Source organism: Flavobacterium urocaniciphilum, from assembly GCF_900110615.1.
Lineage (GTDB): Bacteria > Bacteroidota > Bacteroidia > Flavobacteriales > Flavobacteriaceae > Flavobacterium > Flavobacterium urocaniciphilum.
Genome location: NZ_FOEI01000001.1, coordinates 390199 through 409150 on the forward strand (window position 1 = coordinate 390199; position 18952 = coordinate 409150).

Annotated in this window: 17 protein-coding genes; 12 read left to right on the forward strand and 5 right to left on the reverse strand. The window is 29.6% G+C overall.

The genetic code is table 11. The features are described from left to right. Window positions 1-77: 77 nt before the first annotated feature. Genes BMY86_RS01875 through BMY86_RS01900 form a run of 6 tightly spaced genes read left to right on the forward strand, consistent with a single transcriptional unit; the run spans window position 78 to window position 6689 of the window. On the forward strand, window positions 78-1058 hold the full coding sequence (locus tag BMY86_RS01875; protein ID WP_091464435.1) for a GNAT family N-acetyltransferase: 981 nt from the start codon (window positions 78-80) through the stop codon (window positions 1056-1058). After that, entirely contained in the window at window positions 1055-2134 is a 1080-nt protein-coding gene (locus BMY86_RS01880; protein ID WP_091464437.1) for a DegT/DnrJ/EryC1/StrS family aminotransferase, read from the forward strand. Before BMY86_RS01875 ends, BMY86_RS01880 begins: the two co-directional genes overlap by 4 nt. Next, complete coding sequence (locus BMY86_RS01885) at window positions 2135-3403, forward strand: O-antigen translocase (protein ID WP_091464440.1); 1269 nt, start codon at window positions 2135-2137, stop codon at window positions 3401-3403. After that, a complete protein-coding gene (locus tag BMY86_RS01890; protein ID WP_091464443.1) occupies window positions 3400-4113 on the forward strand; it encodes a glycosyltransferase in 714 nt (237 codons plus the stop codon). Before BMY86_RS01885 ends, BMY86_RS01890 begins: the two co-directional genes overlap by 4 nt. A gap of 19 nt (window positions 4114-4132) precedes the next feature. Then, a complete protein-coding gene (locus BMY86_RS01895; RefSeq protein ID WP_143065576.1) occupies window positions 4133-5386 on the forward strand; it encodes a hypothetical protein in 1254 nt (417 codons plus the stop codon). After that, complete coding sequence (locus BMY86_RS01900; RefSeq protein WP_091464447.1) at window positions 5364-6689, forward strand: glycosyltransferase family 39 protein; 1326 nt, start codon at window positions 5364-5366, stop codon at window positions 6687-6689. Before BMY86_RS01895 ends, BMY86_RS01900 begins: the two co-directional genes overlap by 23 nt. Here BMY86_RS01900 and BMY86_RS01905 read toward each other — a convergent pair. The 5 genes from BMY86_RS01905 to BMY86_RS01925 all read right to left on the reverse strand — a co-directional run bounded on the left by BMY86_RS01905 (window position 6646) and on the right by BMY86_RS01925 (window position 13383). Further along, window positions 6646-7791 carry a glycosyltransferase gene (locus BMY86_RS01905; RefSeq protein ID WP_091465567.1) on the reverse strand — a complete coding sequence of 382 codons (1146 nt, stop codon included), beginning with the start codon at window positions 7789-7791 and terminating at the stop codon, window positions 6646-6648. The two genes, BMY86_RS01900 and BMY86_RS01905, sit on opposite strands and share 44 nt — an antisense overlap. Window positions 7792-7902: 111 nt before the next feature. Beyond that, the gene (gene lon, locus BMY86_RS01910; protein ID WP_091464449.1) at window positions 7903-10365 is read right to left on the reverse strand and encodes an endopeptidase La; all 2463 of its coding nucleotides are present in this window, start codon (window positions 10363-10365) and stop codon (window positions 7903-7905) included. 183 nt (window positions 10366-10548) lie between these two features. Next, entirely contained in the window at window positions 10549-11172 is a 624-nt protein-coding gene (locus BMY86_RS01915) for a hypothetical protein (protein ID WP_091464451.1), read from the reverse strand. A 32-nt stretch (window positions 11173-11204) separates the two neighbouring features. Further along, window positions 11205-12497, reverse strand: a complete 1293-nt coding sequence (locus tag BMY86_RS01920) for an MFS transporter (RefSeq protein ID WP_091464453.1) — start codon at window positions 12495-12497, stop codon at window positions 11205-11207. A 73-nt stretch (window positions 12498-12570) separates the two neighbouring features. Further along, window positions 12571-13383, reverse strand: a complete 813-nt coding sequence (locus BMY86_RS01925; protein WP_091464456.1) for a M48 family metallopeptidase — start codon at window positions 13381-13383, stop codon at window positions 12571-12573. Window positions 13384-13485: 102 nt separating this feature from the next. Between BMY86_RS01925 and BMY86_RS01930 the strand changes: the two genes are divergently transcribed. From BMY86_RS01930 to cmk, 6 genes are all read left to right on the forward strand, one after another. Next, window positions 13486-14349: an alpha/beta hydrolase family protein gene (locus BMY86_RS01930; RefSeq protein WP_091464458.1), complete on the forward strand. Its 864-nt coding sequence runs from the start codon at window positions 13486-13488 to the stop codon at window positions 14347-14349. 56 nt (window positions 14350-14405) lie between these two features. After that, on the forward strand, window positions 14406-15254 hold the full coding sequence (locus tag BMY86_RS01935) for a transketolase (RefSeq protein WP_091464464.1): 849 nt from the start codon (window positions 14406-14408) through the stop codon (window positions 15252-15254). A gap of 22 nt (window positions 15255-15276) precedes the next feature. Next, window positions 15277-16230, forward strand: a complete 954-nt coding sequence (locus tag BMY86_RS01940; RefSeq protein WP_091464467.1) for a transketolase family protein — start codon at window positions 15277-15279, stop codon at window positions 16228-16230. Between the two features lie 231 nt (window positions 16231-16461). Next, window positions 16462-16986, forward strand: coding sequence for a peptide-methionine (R)-S-oxide reductase MsrB (gene msrB / locus BMY86_RS01945; RefSeq protein WP_091465570.1), 525 nt, complete (start codon window positions 16462-16464; stop codon window positions 16984-16986). Between the two features lie 63 nt (window positions 16987-17049). Next, entirely contained in the window at window positions 17050-18066 is a 1017-nt protein-coding gene (gene porQ / locus BMY86_RS01950; RefSeq protein ID WP_091464470.1) for a type IX secretion system protein PorQ, read from the forward strand. Between the two features lie 99 nt (window positions 18067-18165). Then, the gene (cmk, locus tag BMY86_RS01955) at window positions 18166-18861 is read left to right on the forward strand and encodes a (d)CMP kinase (RefSeq protein WP_091464473.1); all 696 of its coding nucleotides are present in this window, start codon (window positions 18166-18168) and stop codon (window positions 18859-18861) included. The last annotated feature ends 91 nt before the right edge of the window (window positions 18862-18952 follow it).

Consider the following 18952-nt stretch of genomic DNA (forward strand, 5'->3'; position numbering starts at 1 on the left):
GCTATAATTTTTAATATTTATGTGGAATAATTTTACCAAAGTAATAAATTTTACTAATTTCCCCAAAGATTTACTATATGAAATCATATAAAATACTAAAATATACATCTGCACACTATCAATTGTGGAATAATTTTGTAGCCAAAGCCAAAAATGCTACTTTTTTATTTCATAGAGATTTTATGGAATATCATTCCGATCGATTTCAAGATTTTTCTTTATTAGTTTTTGATGAAAAAGAGAATTTAAAAGCAATCGTACCAGCTAATATTTCTGAAAATAAACTGTATTCACACCAAGGATTAACGTATGGTGGAATTGTTATCGATTCTAATTTGAAATTGGATAAATTCATTATTATATATGCTGAAATATTAAAATTTTTGTGTGAAAATGGTATTGAAAAAGTACTTTTTAAATTATTGCCAAGTATTTATTCAACTCAACCTTCAGACGAATTAAATTATGCTTTGTTTATTTCTGATGCGAAATTAATGAGGAGAGATTCGTTAGTTACAATTGATTTGAAAAATCCATTTAAAATTGACGCAAATAGAATTGAAGGTGTAAAAAGAGCAGAAAAATTAGGTTTAAAAATAAGCAATGATTTTAATTTTACTTCTTTTTGGAATGAAGTTTTGATTCCGAATTTAGAAGTAAAACACGAAGCAAAACCAGTACATACTTTAGAAGAAATTCAAAAATTAAAAGATAAATTTCCAAATAATATTCAGCAATTTAATGTATATGAAAACGAAAAACTAGTTGCTGGTACCACATTATTTATTGATAAAAAAACAGTCCACGTACAATATATTTCTGCTATTGGAGATAAAAATCAACATGGCGCTTTAGATTATTTGTTTCATCATTTGATAACTATAGTTTATGCTGATTTCGCTTATTTTGATTTCGGGATTTCAAACGAAAATCAAGGAAAAAACATCAATAAAGGATTACAATATTGGAAAGAAACCTTTGGAGCAAGAACTATTTGTCAGGATTTTTATGAAGTGGAAACCCAAAATTATTCCAAATTAAATCAGGTTTTTATATGATAAAATTTCTCGATTTACATAAATTGAATCAGCCTTTTGAAGCGCAATTTTTATCTAAAACAAAGGAAGTTTTAGATAAAGGTTGGTACATTTTAGGAGAAGAAGTCAATCAATTTGAACAGAATTTTGCAGCCTTTTCTAATGCTAAACATTGTATTGGAGTAGGAAATGGGTTAGACGCTTTAGTACTAATTTTGAAAGGATACATTCAACTTGGAAATTTACAAAAAGGAGATGAAGTTATCGTTCCTGCAAATACTTATATCGCGACTGTTTTAGCCATTTTGCAAGCCGATTTAGTTCCAGTTTTTGTTGAGCCAAAAATAGATACTTACAATATTGATCCGGATTTAATTTCTGAAAATATAAATTCAAAAACAAAAGCCATTTTATTAGTTCATTTGTATGGTCAGTTAGCTGAAATGGATCAAATTATGGAAATTGGTTACCATCATAATTTACTAATTATTGAAGATGCTGCTCAAGCACATGGACTAAATTTTAAAGGAAGTCACACCCGAGCTTTTAGTTTTTATCCAGGTAAAAATTTGGGTGCTTTAGGAGATGGAGGTGGGATTACGACAAACGATGATAAACTAGCCGAGGTGTTATTATCATTAAGAAATTATGGTTCTTCAAAAAAATATTATTGTGATTTTATTGGAGTGAATTCTCGTTTAGACGAATTACAAGCCGCTTTTTTAAATATTAAATTACCACATTTACAGGCAGAAAATGAGGCAAGAAAAAATGTAGCGAAACGATATTTTTCTGAAATTAAGAATAGTAAAATTATTTTACCTACTTGTGAAAACATTGATAATCATGTGTTTCATTTATTTGTCATTCGAACTGAAAATAGAAATCAGTTACAAGAATATTTATTGGATAACGGAATTGAAACTGTAATACATTATCCAATTCCACCTCATAAGCAAAAAGCATTGCAAGAATTCAATCATTTAGAATTGCCAATTACAGAGAAAATTCATCGTGAAGTGTTGAGTTTGCCAATAAGTTCGGTGTTAACAGAAGAAGAAATTTCGCATATTATTTCCACTTTAAATAGCTATTAATTGTCTGAAATCAAGAAAATAATTCAACAACCTTTATTCAAAATTACGTCTTTGAATAGTATTCATATTTTGTTGAAATTGATTTTTGGTTTCATTACATCTAAAGCGCTTGCAATTTTTGTAGGTGCAAACGGAATGGCATTTGTTGGAAATTTTAGAGCTTTTTTAAATGTTATAGAAAATTTTTCTTTGCTAGGAATTCAGAATGCTGTTGTTAAATATGTTACTGAATATCAAAATGATAAAGTAAAATTAAAATCTGTTTTGTCTACATTCGGATTGCTATTAATCTCTTCTTCCATTTTAATAAGTTTCGGATTAATTTTAGGAACCGATTATCTTTCTAAGGAAATCTTTAATCATTCGGAAATGTATTGTCAAATTTTTTATGTTTTGGCTATTTTATTTCCCTTGTTTGTTTTTTCAACCTTTTGTATTTCAGTTGTGAATGGTTTTCAAGAATATAAAAAAGTAATTTATATTCAAATCATTTCAAGTTGTATTGCTTTACTCTTTTCAGTATTTTTAATATATTATTACACCACATTTGGCGCCTTAATAGCTTTAGTTTTAGCTCCAGTATTTGTGTTTTTTGTAAGTATATTTTATCTTTCAAAACATATATCAATTACGGATGTTTTTTCAATTCAATCCTTTGATTTATCGGTTTTAAAAAACCTATCAGAATATGTGTTAATGGCTTTGGTTTCAGGTGTAATTGGTTCGTTTGTTTTATTGGAAATTCGTACTGATGTAATTGCCATTACTGGATTAAAAAACGCAGGTATTTATGAAGGTTTACAAAGGATTTCTTCTTATTATTTGTTGTTTATTTCTTCTATAATTACAATTTATTTTTATCCGAAATTGTCCGCTTCAACTTCTAATACAAAAGAAATTATAGTTGATTATTTAAAAAACATTATTTCAATTTTTATTATTGGATTAATTCTGCTATTTATTTTGAGAAAATTCATCATTCAAGTTTTATTTTCTACTGAATTTGAAGCCATGGAAAGCTTATTTTTAGGGCAATTAGTTGGTGATGTATTCAAAGCAATATCTTTAATTTTCGGAACAATTCTTATCGCTAAAAAACAAACGAAAGCATTTATAATCACTGAAATAGTTTCATTATTCATTATGTATTTTTCCACAAATTGGATGTTACATGCTAAAGGAATTAACGGAATTGTTATCGCTCATGCATTTACTTATTTCATGTATTTGTTAGTTTTAGTAATTTATTTTAGAAAGACATTTAGATGAAAATAGTAATAATCATTCCGTTTTATAACGAAGTTAAAAGAATAAATTTGGAAAATTTCCAACAAATTTTTACTGGATTTTCTGACTATGATTTTTTGTTAGTTAATGATGGAAGTTCGGATGATACGATTTCAATTTTAAAACAATTTCAAAATGATTTTTCGAATGTAGCAATTCTCGATTTACCTAAAAATATTGGGAAGGCAGAAGCCATACGATCTGGAGTTTTATCAATAAAAGCAGCAGATTTTGTTGCTTATTATGATGCCGATTTGGCTACACCTATGTCTGAATTAGATAAATTAATTCAGTTTTCATTTCACAATTTAAAGTATAAATTGATCATGGGTGCGCGAATTAAACTGATAGGAAATGGTGTAAAAAGATCATTAACTCGTCATTATTTTGGTCGTGTTTTTGCTACAATTGTTAGTCAGTTTGTGCTTAAAGTTCCTGTTTATGATACGCAATGTGGTGCTAAAGTCATCGATTTTAAAACAGCTCAACAAATTTTTGATAGACCTTTTATATCAAAATGGTTGTTTGATGTAGAATTATTAAAACGATTACAAAAGTTTCATGATATAAATGAGGTTGTAAAAGAAATTCCATTAGAAGAATGGGAAGAAATTGGTAATTCTAAGATAAAAAAGTCAGATTTTTTACAAATTCCATTTCAATTATTTCAAATTTATAGAAAGTATGAATAAGCTTTTGCAAAAATATCCCATGCTATTTTTAATTTTTATAGGTTTGATTTTTAGAGTTTTATTTTATTTCTTAAATCAGAATGTAATATTAACCAATGATAGTCAATCTTATATTGATTTAGCTAATTTAATTTCTTCAGGATCAATTGAAGGTTATTTTGGAGGTCGTTCACCAGGGTATTCTTTGTTGCTTTCTTTCTTTGGAAATTCTAACCAATTAGTAGTTTGTTTTCAAATAATTATCGGTTTAGTTTCAAGTATATTTTGGTTTAAAATTTTGCAATTTTTTAAATTTAATTCCGTTTTATCATTTGCAATTTCTTTATTTTTTAGTGCATTTATACACGTTTTATCATATGAAAATGCTATTTTAATTGAATCGATTAATTTGTTTTTAATTACATTGTTGATTTACTATATTTTAAAAAAGCATATTTTAGAAATAGTTTTCTGTTTGACAATTTTAGTTCTTCTTAAGCCATTTTATATTTTTTTGCCGTTTATAATTTTCACTTATTTTGTTTATAATGACCCTAATTGGATACTTGTTTTAAAAAAGAAAATAATAATTTTAATATTACCTTTATTTGCATTTATTTCATGGTCTTATGTAAATTATTTAAACACCGGTTATTTTGTTTCTTCAACCTATTTTGGTCTGAATAAAATACAAAATTGTGTAAACTTTATAGAAAAAGCTCCAGAGGAATATAATTGGATTAAAATACCTTATTTAAAACAAAGAGAATTACATTCAGAAAATGGTTTAGCCAGTCCTATGTGTATTTGGTACGCCGTTGATAATGGTGATTTTGATTATAAAAAAATGACTTTTCCTCAATTATCCAATGAATTTGGAAAATGTGCAGATGCAACTATTAAAAACAATTTTGGTTTATATATTAAACAAGTATTATTCCTTTCCTTTAAAGAATTTTGGAATGTTGAAATTGCAAGTTCTAGTTTATTTGAAAGTTCTAGTGTTTTAAAATACTTATGGAATTTTGAGCGTATTTTTTTACGAATAATTAAAACCTTATTTTTATTTTTAATTCCAATTTATTTTTACAGGTTTTTAAAAAATAGAATATTTAATTTTGAATTATTATTGGTTTTAATTGTTTTTACAACAGCAATTTTACAAGCTTTTGTTACTTATGGTTCTAATGGAAGGTATAGTTTTTCATTCGAGTTTATAATGATAACAATCGTAATACAATTTATAAGAAATAATTTTTTAAACTTTAAAAATGAATCAACATATATTAAATAACAAATACATTTATTTATTAGTATTAATTCTATTTGTAGCTAAATGTATATTTTTTGCATTTTATGGAACCTTTTCTGAAGTACCAGATAGTTTTTCATTCAATTTCTTAACAACAGAAATGTTAACTAATAATTTTGATGAATTCTTGGGCGATCGTTCTCCAGGTTATCCTTTTATTATGTATTTATTAAACCATAATAAGATCTATTTAGTTTTTGTTCAGTTTTTAATGGGAATTATATCTTCGGTTTTTTGGTATAAAACATTAGTGAAATTAAATTTTAAGGAGAAGTTTTCGTTTTACGCTACCTTATTTTTTTCATTTTATCTACAAAATTTTTTTTATGAAACGTTTGTATTAATTGAAACGTTTGCTTTGTTATTAAATTCTATCATTTTATATATTTTAATAAATAATTATTTTGAAAAAAAGCAAGTTTTAGTTGAAATTGCATTAAGTGTTTTACTTGCAATTTTATTTTTGGTAAAACCATTTTTTATGTTTTACCCTTTTTTAATTTTTGCATTATATCTTCTTAAAAACTTTTCATTTAAGAAGCTGTATTCTATTAAGTTAATAATATTTATTTTACCAGCTATTGCATATTATCAATGGAGTAGTTTTGTAGAAGAAAAAGTGGGATATTTTAAACCAACTATTTATGCTGGTTTAAATTTAGCACAAACGTGTATATATTTTGCAGAAAAATCACCTGAAGAATTTTCACATATTAGTAAGCCATATATTAAGTATAGAGATGAAATGATTCGTAATGGCGAAGATGAATCTACTGCTATTTGGAGAGTTTGGGGAGGACAACATTTAGCTCCAAAATATACTAAATTTGCTGATGTAACCAACCAGTTTGGGATATATGCTCGAGCAACAATTTATGCTAATTTTGGTGATTATTTATACTATGCAATTACTAAATCATGGTTTAATTTTTGGAAAATTTTTGACATGAAACCGTATATGGAATTTAAAGATAATGCTTTTAATTCGGCAGTTTCCATCATAAATTCAATTCAGAAGATTTTAGTTTTAATCATCAAATTTGTTTTTCTTATTTTGAGTTTTTACTATTTATATGATTTATTTAAAAACAGAAAAATTAATGCAGTAATGGTTCTTTTGGCTTTCATTCACGCTTCAGCAATTTTACAAGCATTAGCAACTTATGGAACCAATGCAAAATATGCTTTTCCTTATGAGTTTTTTATGTTTGCAGTAGTATTAGTATTCTTAAAAGAAAAATTTAATTGGTTTTCCAAATGGCAACATATTTCTCAGCCTGAGTAATATAATGATGTTCCTTTTGAATAAATTGAATAGCATTAGCACTAATACGTTCAATTTCATTCGGATTTTCAATTAAAAAAGATAGTTTTTCTACTAGATCATTTACATCCGGTAATGCATTAATTGCTACTTCATTTTCTTGTAAATGATACTGATTTAAAAATTCAATTTCAGCACCAGTGAAAACTACTTTTCCTTTTGCCATAGCTTCTAAGGCATTATATCCTTGATCAAAACAATATACTTGATCTAATACAATATGTGCTTTTTCGAAATGCTTTTGATATTCTGAATAAGGAATGTTTTTAGTGATTTTTATACTTACTTTATTAGGATATTTTTCTTGAATAATAGCAATGGCGGTTTCGAAAAAATGTACTCCTTTTTTGAAAGAATTTCCAGTATTGATGCCTAAGAAAATATTTATTTTATCAGCAATTTTATTCTCAATTACTGAAATTTCATCAGTATTAATTGGATTGGCAATAACACCCAAATATTTTTCATTTCCCAATAAAGGTCGAACATAATCCAAATCGGAAGCAATTACGCCTCGAATGTTTTGGTATAGAAATTTATGAATTTTTTGATGTGGTTTATCAACAAAATCGAAGAAGTAATCATATTGCTTTTTAGCTTCCGGAATTCCTTCAAAATAGGCATTCATTACCGAATAGCGATCTTTTTGTAAAATCATATGATTGACAGTTACATAATCTATTCCGCAACATAATAAAAAGACCTTTTCATTTTGTTTAAAGATGCGTTTCAATAAAAACAATTCCAATTTTGAAACCGTTTGAATCGGACTTTCATTAATCAATTGAACTACATCAAAGTTTTTCAATCGTTTGGAAACCCACCAAAAACGAACGCCATGTTCTAATAAAGCCAAATCATATTTAAAAAAACGATACCAAATTTGTCGTGGAATATTACCTAATTTTGATTTAAAGAATTTCGATCGAATACTTATATCAGCAGGAAAGTTTTTAAATCCATCACCATTATTCACTAAAACCACTTCATGACCCAAAGCCAAAAGTCCTTCTTTTAATGAATTATGTAACCGACTAAATTCGCCAACTAAAAGTATTTTCATATTGTCATTGCGAGGCAAAGGAGCCATCTCTTTTTTGATATTTCAAATATATATAAAAAAAACCTATAAGTAACGGAACTTATAGGTTTCATAATTGTATTTAGTTTTCTATTATTTTTTTATGTCAAAAGTAACTGCATTTTTAACTTTATCTTTTAAAATAGCAATGTCAATTACCTCTTTCATGGTATCAACATAATGGAATGTTAAACCAGTTAAATAATCTGGATTGATTTCTTCGATATCACTTTTATTTTCTTTACATAAAATGATTTCTTTAATATTGGCGCGTTTTGCAGCTAATATTTTTTCTTTAATTCCTCCAACAGGTAACACTTTTCCACGTAAAGTAATTTCACCTGTCATGGCTATATTTTTCTTTACTTTTTGTTGAGTAAAACTAGAAACCATTGAGGTTAACATAGCAATACCAGCACTTGGTCCGTCTTTAGGTGTGGCACCTTCAGGAACGTGAATGTGTATATTGTATTGGTTTAAAATCTCAGAATCGATATTTAATTGTTTTGCATTTGCTTTGATATATTCTAAGGCAATAGTTACCGATTCTTTCATAACCGTTCCTAAATTACCTGTCATCGTCATGGAACCTTTTCCTTTTGAAACTAACGATTCAATGAATAAAATATCACCGCCAACTGAAGTCCAAGCCAGTCCAGTAACAACACCAGCTGTGTCATTATTTTCGTATTTGTCACGCTCCATTCTTGGTGATTTTAATACTTCAATAATATCTGCATCAGTTACTTTTTTGTTGTATTCTTCTTCCATTGCCACAGATTTTGCAGCATGGCGTACCATTTGAGCAATTTTTTTATCTAAACCACGAACACCCGATTCACGCGTATAACCCGTTACGATTTTCTCTAATTGTTTTTTACCAATTTGTAAATCTTTTGTTGATAATCCGTGTTCTTTTAATTGCTTTGGTAACAAGAAGTTTTTCGCAATTTCAATTTTTTCTTCAATGGTATAACCAGACATGTTTATGATTTCCATTCTGTCTCTTAATGCAGGTTGAATGGTTGATAAACTGTTTGATGTTGCAATGAACATTACTTTAGAAAGATCGAAACCTAATTCTAAGAAATTATCATGGAAATCACTATTTTGTTCAGGATCTAAAACTTCTAAAAGTGCAGAAGATGGATCTCCATTATGACTCGTAGATAATTTATCAATTTCATCTAATACGAAAACAGGATTCGATGTTTTTGCTTTTTTAATCGATTGAATAATTCTACCAGGCATTGCACCGATATACGTTTTTCTATGTCCACGAATTTCAGCTTCATCACGTAAACCACCTAAAGAAATACGAACGTATTCTCTACCTAAAGCTTCAGCAATAGATTTTCCAATTGAAGTTTTTCCTACTCCTGGAGGTCCGTATAAACATAAAATTGGCGATTTCATGTCGTTACGTAATTTTAAAACCGCTAAATGTTCTATAATTCGTTTTTTAACATCTTCTAAACCGAAATGATCACGATCTAAAATTTGTTGCGCATGTTTTAAATCGAAATTATCTTTAGAAAATTCATTCCAAGGTAATTCTAAAAATAACTCTAAATAATTACGTTGAATTCCGAAATCTGGTGAATTTGGATTCGTACGTTGTAATTTAGAAATTTCTTTTTCAAAATGTTCTTTGGTTTTAGCATCCCATTTTTTAGCTTTTCCTTTGTTACGCATTTCTTCAATTTCAGCATCGTGAGAAACACCACCCAATTCTTCTTGAATGGTTTTCATTTGTTGCTGTAAGAAATATTCGCGTTGTTGTTGGTCTAAATCAAATCGAACTTTAGATTGAATATCGTTTTTCAACTCCAATTTCTGAAGTTCTAAATTCATGAAACGTAACGTTTCTAAAGCGCGTTGTTTTAAATCGACAACTGCTAATAAGTTTTGTTTGTCGTTAACATTTAAATTCATGTTAGACGAAACAAAGTTTACTAAAAACGGATTGCTTTCAATATTTTTAATCGCAAAAGTAGCTTCCGTTGGAATATTCGGACTTTCCTTTATGATTTCAATTGCTAATTCTTTTATTGATTCAATTATCGTAGTAAATTCTTCATCGTTTTTCTTCGGACGAACTTCGTTTACTTCTTTAATTGTAGCTTTGAAATAAGGCTCAGTTTGAGTAAACTCATCAATTTCAAAACGTTTTTTACCTTGTAAAATAATTGTTGTATTTCCATCAGGCATTTTTAAAACACGCATGATTCTCGCAACCGTACCTATATGATGAATTTGGTCTGGCGTAGGATCTTCGTCTTCTTCATTTTTTTGTGCTACAACACCAATAATTTTTCCAGCAGCATTAGCATCGTTAATTAACTTTATCGATTTATCTCTTCCAGCAGTAATAGGAATAACTACTCCAGGAAATAAAACAGTATTTCTTAAAGGTAATATTGGTAAATCGGCAGGTAATTTTTCATTATTCATTTCCTCCTCATCTTCGGGAGTCATTAATGGAATTAATTCTGCTTCGGTATCTAATTCTTGAAGCGACAAATTGTCAATCGCTAATATTTTATGATTCGGCATATCTCTTAATAAGTCATTTTGTCATTAAAAAAGGGTTGTAAATTTACGAATAATAATTGTGAAATTGTGTTAATGTCAATAAATACAAGTATTGAAGAGTAATTTTACATGAATAGTAGTCAAGATTTATGCCATAAAAAAATCCCGAAGGTTAGTTCGGGATTTTTATTATTATTTGTTTTATTATTCAATTGTATAAGGCAAATCTGTAATTGTTCCTTCAGTTAAAGATTTAGTATCAATAACATTTCCATTTTCATCACCTAAATAGATAGTAGCATTAAAAGTACCTGACAATTTATGTTGTGCATCATTATTTGTTAAATTAACAGTTCCTGTAGCTGTAAACGGATTTGCTTCATTTACAGAAGTATATAGCTGAAGTTGATCATCAGGGGCATTTCCATTTGGCGAATAAGATATTGTTGCAATATTAGTTGTGGTAGTTGGCATACCAGTTAAAAAATTAAAAGTATTGTTGTAAAAGAATTGAATAGACATAAATCTTTGTTGTCCATTAACAGTTAAAGCACCTACAATTGTATATGAAGGTAGAAGTTGCATATTTTGTGGAGTTGGCATCACTTTTATAGCAGCTACATTTGAAGGTATAAACCATTCTCCGTTAATTTTAACCTTAAAGTTTCCATTATTTGGAATTCCACCGTCAATAATTCCACCACCAGAATTGTTTCCAGAATTGATATTATTTATTAAACTTTGATCTAAAGGTTCATCTTCACATGATACGAACGAAAGTGATGTAATTATTACAAAAATTGAAAGTAAGTTTTTGATTGTTTTCATTGTGTGAGTTTTAATTTTTTTCAAATATAGAATTATTTTTGAACTTTTAAGGTTCTAAAAAGTAATAATACTCCTATAGCAAAAAAGATGACTAAAAATAAAATAGAGTTTCGCATGCTTCCCGTTATTTGGTCAATGAAACCATAAATTAACATACCAATTACGATTCCGATCTTTTCTGCCACGTCATAAAAACTAAAGAATGAAGTAGTGTCTTTAGTTTCTGGAATTAATTTTGAAAAGGTTGAACGAGACAACGATTGAATTCCACCCATTACTAAACCAACTAATCCTGCCGTTGCATAAAATTGAATAGGTTCTGTTACGAAAAATGCGCCAATACAAATAAAAATCCAAATCGTATTGATACCAATTAACGTTTTTATGTTTCCAAATTTTGAAGCTAATTTTGAAGTAAAGATTGCGCCTACAATTGCAACAAGTTGAATGACTAAAATGCTAATAATTAAGCCCGAAGTTTTTTGTTTAGAATTAGCCCAATTTATTTCTTGTTCTCCAAAATAAGTAGCAACCAACATAACGGTTTGAACCGCCATACTGTATACAAAAAAGGAGAATAGGAATCTTTTTAATACTTTATCTTCGAAGAATAAATCTTTAACCTTTTTTAATTCTTTAAAGCCATTAAAGAATACTGATAAATTTATAGGATTGTTGTTCTTGTTTCCTTTTGGTAAATAATAAAAAGTATATTGACTAAAAAGTAACCACCAAATTCCAGTAAAAACAAATGATAAACGCATTGCATTTAATGCTTCCTGACCATCTTTACTTAATATAAATACCAAACAGATTACTAATAAAACAACACTTCCTACATATCCTAAGGAAAATCCCTTAGCACTTAAACCATCATGTTGTTCAGTATAAGCAATGTCTGCTAAATAGGAATTATAATATACTAAACTTCCCCAAAAACCTAGCAAACCAAAATAGAAACAAGTAATTCCAAACGCTACATTTTCCTTTGTAAACCAATATAAGCCAATACATGAAAAAGCTCCTAAATAGCAAAAGAATTGCATAAACCTTTTTTTGTTTCCCAAATAATCGGCAATTCCTGATAAAATAGGTGATAATATAGCAACTGATAAAAAAGCAAAGGCTGTCACAAAACTAATTAATGCTGTAGCTTTTATTGTTTCTCCACATATAGTAATATTTGGATTTTCTTTGGTAAATAAAAAGCCAAAATACAACGGAAATATAGAAGAAGTGATTACTAACGAATAAACTGAATTTGCCCAATCGTAAAATGCCCAAGCATTTAATAATTTACTACTTCCTTTTTTTAATTCTTGCATAATTTTTAGATATAAAAAATCCCATCTCATTAATTTTAACGAGATGGGATCAAATATATAGATAAAATTCTTACTATTTAAAAGTTACTCCAAATTTAGCAGCTTCTGCTTTGGCTTGTGGAATTAATGCAGTTAATTCATTAATTCTTGTTTGGTTGCTAGGGTGTGTACTTAAAATTTCTGGTGGTGCTTGTCCGCCTTGAGCCGACATTCTTTCCCAAACTTTAACCGCATTAATTGGATCGTATCCAGCAATAGCCATTAATGTTAATCCAATCATATCTGCCTCACTTTCGTGTTTTCTACTAAAAGGTAACATACCTCCAATTTGAGATCCTGCTCCGTAAGCTTGCATCGCTAATTGTTGTGTTTGTGCATCTTGATTACCAACGGCAATTTGAGTTCCAACAGCACCTAATTGTTGTAATAGCCCAGCACTCATACGTTGTTGCCCGTGATTTGCTAAGGCGTGAGCTACTTCGTGACCCATAACAGCTGCAATTCCAGCATCATCTTTACAAATTGGTAAAATTCCAGTATAAAAAACAATTTTACCTCCTGGCATACACCAAGCATTTACTTCTTTACTGTCAACTAAATTGTATTCCCAAGCATAATCTTTAAGATAATCTGCATTTCCGTTTGCCGTTAACCATCTTTCAGAAGCTACTTTTATTTTCATTCCAATTGTTTCAATTTTTTTTGCTTCTGCTGTTCCTTTAATTACTTTATTTTCAGATAAAAATTGGTTGTATTGCTGAAAAGCAGATGGAAATATTTGATTGTTTGGCACAAATGCCATAGTGCTTTTACCTGTAAATGGATTTTTAGCACATGAAGCAACTAAAATTGCAACTGCTAAAACTGATTTTACTACTGTCTTCATATTTGTACTATTTTTATGGATAACAAAGTTATTGTAATTTTTTTGTATAGCCCAAAAATCATTCCAAAAATATAATTGATTACTTTTGTAAAAAATTTTTATATGGCAAAAAAATCTACTAATATAGATGATAGAGTCCCAAAATTTATTGTGTTAACCGGTCGGTTTTTGTATTTTATTTCTCCTTTTTTAGCCGAACGATTTGCTCGTAAGTTATTTATAACTCCAATAAAGCATAAAATTCCGAAACGTGAATTTCATATGGAAGAAGAATCTGTGCAAACAAAATTATTTGTTCCATCAATAAATAAAGAGATTGTTGTTTATAGTTATGGAAATTCCGATAAGAAAATACTTTTAGTACACGGTTGGTCGGGTAGAGGAACACAATTAGTTAAAATAGCTGATGCCTTTAAAGAAAAAGGCTTTTCAACAATTAGTTTCGATGCACCTGCTCATGGAAAATCGGGAACCAAAACAACTTTAATGTTAGAGTTTATCGAATCGATTTTAGAAGTAGAAAAATTGTATGGTCCATTCGAATTTGCAATCGGACATTCATTAGGAGGGATGTCAATATTAAATGCGGTTAAAAAGGGATTACAAGTACAAAAAGCTGTTGTAATTGGTAGTGGAAATAGTGTGGTAAATATCGTAAATACTTTTGTTGAGAAAATCGGTTTACCCAATAAAGTAGCGGTTATCATGAAAAATAACTTTGAAAAAAAATACCAATTTGATATGGAAAGTTTTTCTGCTTATGTAGCTGCAAAGGATGTTAAAATTCCTGTTTTAGTGGTTCATGATAATGATGATGATGACATTCCTGTTTCGGAAGCCTATCATCTTGCTGATAATCTGATTAATAAAGAAATTATGATTACAAATAAATTGGGACATCGTAAAATTTTAGGTGATTCTGGGGTAATAAATAAAATTATTGAATTCTTATTGATAAAAAAGTAAATTCAGATTAGTATAAACAAATTTTAAAATTTATTTTTGCAAAAAATTTTTAAATAATGACACAACAAATTTCTAATTTAGAACAATTTACACAACAAGTTCGAAGAGACATTTTAAGAATGGTTCATGCAGTAAATTCAGGTCACCCAGGTGGTTCTTTAGGCTGTGCGGAATTCTTAGTGGTTCTTTATCAACATGTGATGAAAAGAAATCCAGGATTTGACATGAATGGAATTAATGAAGATGTTTTCTTTTTATCAAACGGACATATTTCTCCAGTTTTTTATAGCGTTTTAGCTAGAAGCGGTTATTTTTCAGTTTCTGAATTAGCAACTTTCCGTAAATTAAATTCTCGTTTACAAGGTCACCCTACAACTCATGAAGGTTTAGAAGGTGTACGTATGGCGTCTGGTTCATTAGGTCAAGGTTTGTCGGTTGCTTTAGGTGCAGCACAAGCAAAAAAAATAAACAATGATCCAAATTTAGTTTTTGTTTTAACTGGTGATGGAGAATTACAAGAAGGGCAAAATTGGGAAGCAATTATGTATGGTTCTGCTAAAAATGTAGATAATTTAATTGCTGTTGTCGATTTAAACGGTCAACAAATTGATGGTTCTACAAAAGACGTTTTAAACATGGGTAATGTTAAAGCTAAATTTGAAGCTTTTGATTGGGATGTTTTAGAAATTACAGAAGGAAATAATGTTGAAGCTATTATTAATGGAATGGCAGATGCAAAATCTCGTACTGGAAAAGGAAAACCTGTTTGTGTATTATTACACACAGAAATGGGTAACGGAGTAGATTTCATGATGCACACACACGCTTGGCATGGTAAAGCACCAAGTAATGAGCAATTAGAAAATGCGTTAAACCAAAATCCTGCAACTTTAGGAGATTATTAATTTTTAGAGTTAAGACATTATTATGAAAAAATACGAAAATCAAGGAAGTAAAGATACACGTTCAGGATTCGGAGCAGGAATGACCGAATTAGGACAAAAAAATGAAAATGTTGTTGCACTTTGTGCGGATTTAATTGGTTCGTTAAAGTTTGACGATTTCAAAAAAAATCACCCAGAACGTTTTTTCCAAATCGGAATTGCTGAAGCAAACATGATTGGAATTGCTGCAGGATTAACTATTGGTGGAAAAATTCCTTTCACAGGAACTTTCGCTAACTTTTCTACTGGAAGAGTTTACGATCAAATCCGTCAGTCAGTTGCTTATTCTGATAAGAATGTAAAAATTTGTGCTTCTCACGCAGGATTAACATTAGGAGAAGATGGAGCAACGCACCAAATTTTAGAGGATATCGGTTTAATGAAAATGTTGCCGGGTATGACAGTAATCAACACTTGTGATTACAATCAAACAAAAGCAGCAACTTTAGCATTAGCAGATCATCATGGTCCGGCTTATTTACGTTTTGGTCGCCCGGTTGTGCCTAACTTTACGCCAGCTGATGAGCCATTTGTAATCGGAAAAGCGATTATGTTAAACGAAGGAACTGATGTAACTATTATTGCAACAGGTCATTTAGTTTGGGAAGCGTTACAAGCTGCTGAAGAATTAGAAAACCAAGGTATTTCTGCTGAAGTTATCAATATTCATACTATTAAGCCTTTAGATGAAGAAGCGATTTTAAAATCGGTTGCAAAAACAGGTTGTGTAGTAACTGCTGAAGAGCATAATTTCTTAGGAGGTTTAGGAGAAAGCGTTGCAAGAACGTTAAGTTTAAATGCTCCAGCTCCACAAGAATTTGTTGCTACAAATGATACGTTTGGAGAAAGTGGAACGCCAGAACAATTAATGGAGAAGTATGGTTTAAATGCTAAATCTATTGTTGAAAAAGCGAAGAAAGTTATCGCAAGAAAATAATAAAACGTCAATTAGCTTCGCTCTGTTCGGCTGAGCCTCGAGTCGAGTGTTTCGATGAAATATGAATCGGAATGTATCGAGAATAGTTTTAAATATATTTAATAATCAAAACCACGAATAACATTTGTTATTGGTGGTTTTTTTATGAAAAACATTCGTTAAAGTTTTACCAACAATAAATCCAAAATAAGTTGTTTTACGTAATTTTATAAAATGATTAATTCTATTATTATGAAACGTATTGTATATGTGCTTTTAATATTAAGTTTTGTATCTTGTCAAGGTCAAAATTCAACTACAGAAAAAGCAAAAGAACCCGTTAAAGAAATTACTAATAAAGAAGTAAAAAAAGATACTATGAAATTTGAAGTTGTAAAAACAGAAGCTGAGTGGAAAGCACAACTTTCGCCAGAAGAATATGCAGTGTTAAGAGAAAAAGGAACTGAAAGACCTTTTACAGGTGAATACGATAAGCATTTTGAAAAAGGAATGTATGTTTGTGCAGCTTGTGAAAATCCATTATTTACTTCTGATACAAAATTTGATTCACATTGTGGTTGGCCTTCTTTTGATGAAGCAATAAAAGGTTCAACTATTTATCATAAAGATACTTCTTATGGCATGATTCGTACCGAAGTAATGTGTGCGAAATGTGGCGGACATTTAGGTCACGTTTTTGATGACGGTCCGAAAGCAACAACAGGAATGCGTTATTGTACGAATTCAATTTCGATTAAGTTTATTCCTCAAAAGTAAATTTTCTTAATCGAATTTATAATTTTATCTTCGCAATTCCGTTATTATGGAATATTTTAAAAAATGCTAAGAAAATTTTTACCGATTTTTATTCTTTTTACTTGTGCTTCCTATGCTCAGCTTGGAGGTCAATCGGTATATCAATTTTTAAATTTAACGCAATCTCCTCGTCAAGCTGCAATGGGTGGTAAAACAGTTACTATTGTAGATTATGATGTAAATCAGGCCTTTTATAATCCAGCTACTATTAATCCGAAAATGCACAATCAATTGTCTTCTAATTATAGTAGCTATTTTGGTGAAGTAACCTACGGAACGGCTGCTTATGCCTATACTTGGGACCGACATGTGCAAACTTTTCATGTAGGAGCCAATTATGTAAACTATGGAAATTTCGATGGATACGATGAAATGGGGAACCAAACCAATAGTTTTACAGGAAGTGAAGGTGCTTTATCTTTCGGATATTCGTATAATATTCCTTGGACTAACATTTATGCTGGAGCCAATGTGAAATTTATTACTTCGGCTTTAGAGTCATATAATTCTTTCGGAATTGCAACCGATTTAGGTTTATTATATGTTGATGAAGCTAATGATATCAATTGGGGTTTGTCGATTAGAAATTTGGGATATCAATTAAAACCTTACGAAACTACTAGAGAAAAATTACCATTAGAAATTACTGCTGGAGTATCTCAATTAATGGAAAATGTGCCGATTCGTTGGCATGTTACCTTCGAAAATTTACAACAATGGAATATTGCTTTTTCCAACCCAAATAGAGCACAAGGAAGTTTAGATGGAACGTCTGAAGAAGAAAAAGTATCTTTTTTTAATAATGCCTTACGTCACGTTATAATGGGAGCAGAGTTGTTTCCAGAAAAAGCCTTTAATATTCGATTGGGTTATAATTTCAGAAGAGGACAAGAATTGAATATTATTGATCAAAGAAATTTTTCAGGAATTGCAGCCGGATTTAGTATTCGTTTTAATAAAGTACGATTCGATTTCTCTCATTCGCGTTACACAGTTGCAGCTAATTCAAGTATTTTCGGCTTAATGATTAATTTGGATTAAAATTTGATTCCGCAGAGCTGCACAAAAATTAGACGAAAAATCACAAAATAAATTTAATAACTTTGCGACTTTGATTCTAATCTGTCAAAATTACATTTCATGAAAAAAATTACTATCGCAATAGACGGTTTTTCGTCAACAGGTAAAAGTACTCTAGCAAAACAAATTGCTAAAGAATTAGGTTATATTTATGTAGATACTGGTGCTATGTATCGCGCGGTGACTTATTTTGCTATGAGACATAATTTTGTTTCGGAAAATCATTTAGATTCAGAAGGTTTAATTAAGGAGTTGCCTAATATTACTTTACAATTTCATTTTAATGAAGAAGCTGAATTTGCAGAAATGTATTTGAATGAAGAAAATATTGAAATTGCTATTCGAACCATTGAAGTTTCTCGATTGGTTAGTAAAGTTGCTGAAATATCGGAAGTTCGTGCCAAATTAGTAGAACAACAACAAGCGATGGGTAAAAATAAAGGTATTGTAATGGATGGTCGAGATATTGGAACCGTTGTTTTTCCAGATGCAGAATTGAAATTATTCATGACAGCTAGTACAGAAACTAAAGCACAACGTCGTTTTGATGAATTAGTAGAAAAAGGACAACATGTAACTTTTGAAGAAGTATTGCAAAACGTTCAAGAACGCGATTATATTGACACCCACAGAGACGATTCGCCGCTTGTAAAAGCTGACGACGCTATTGAAATTGACAATTCACACATGACTAAAAAAGAACAATTTGAATTGGTAATGGAAATGGTAAGTGAGAAGTTAGAAGTTAGGAGTTAGGAGTTGGGAGTTGGGAGTTGGGATTTTTTTTCGAATTTGTCTAACTGAACTTGTTTAACTTCGTTGAATCTTTGATTTCATCTTCTTTTTT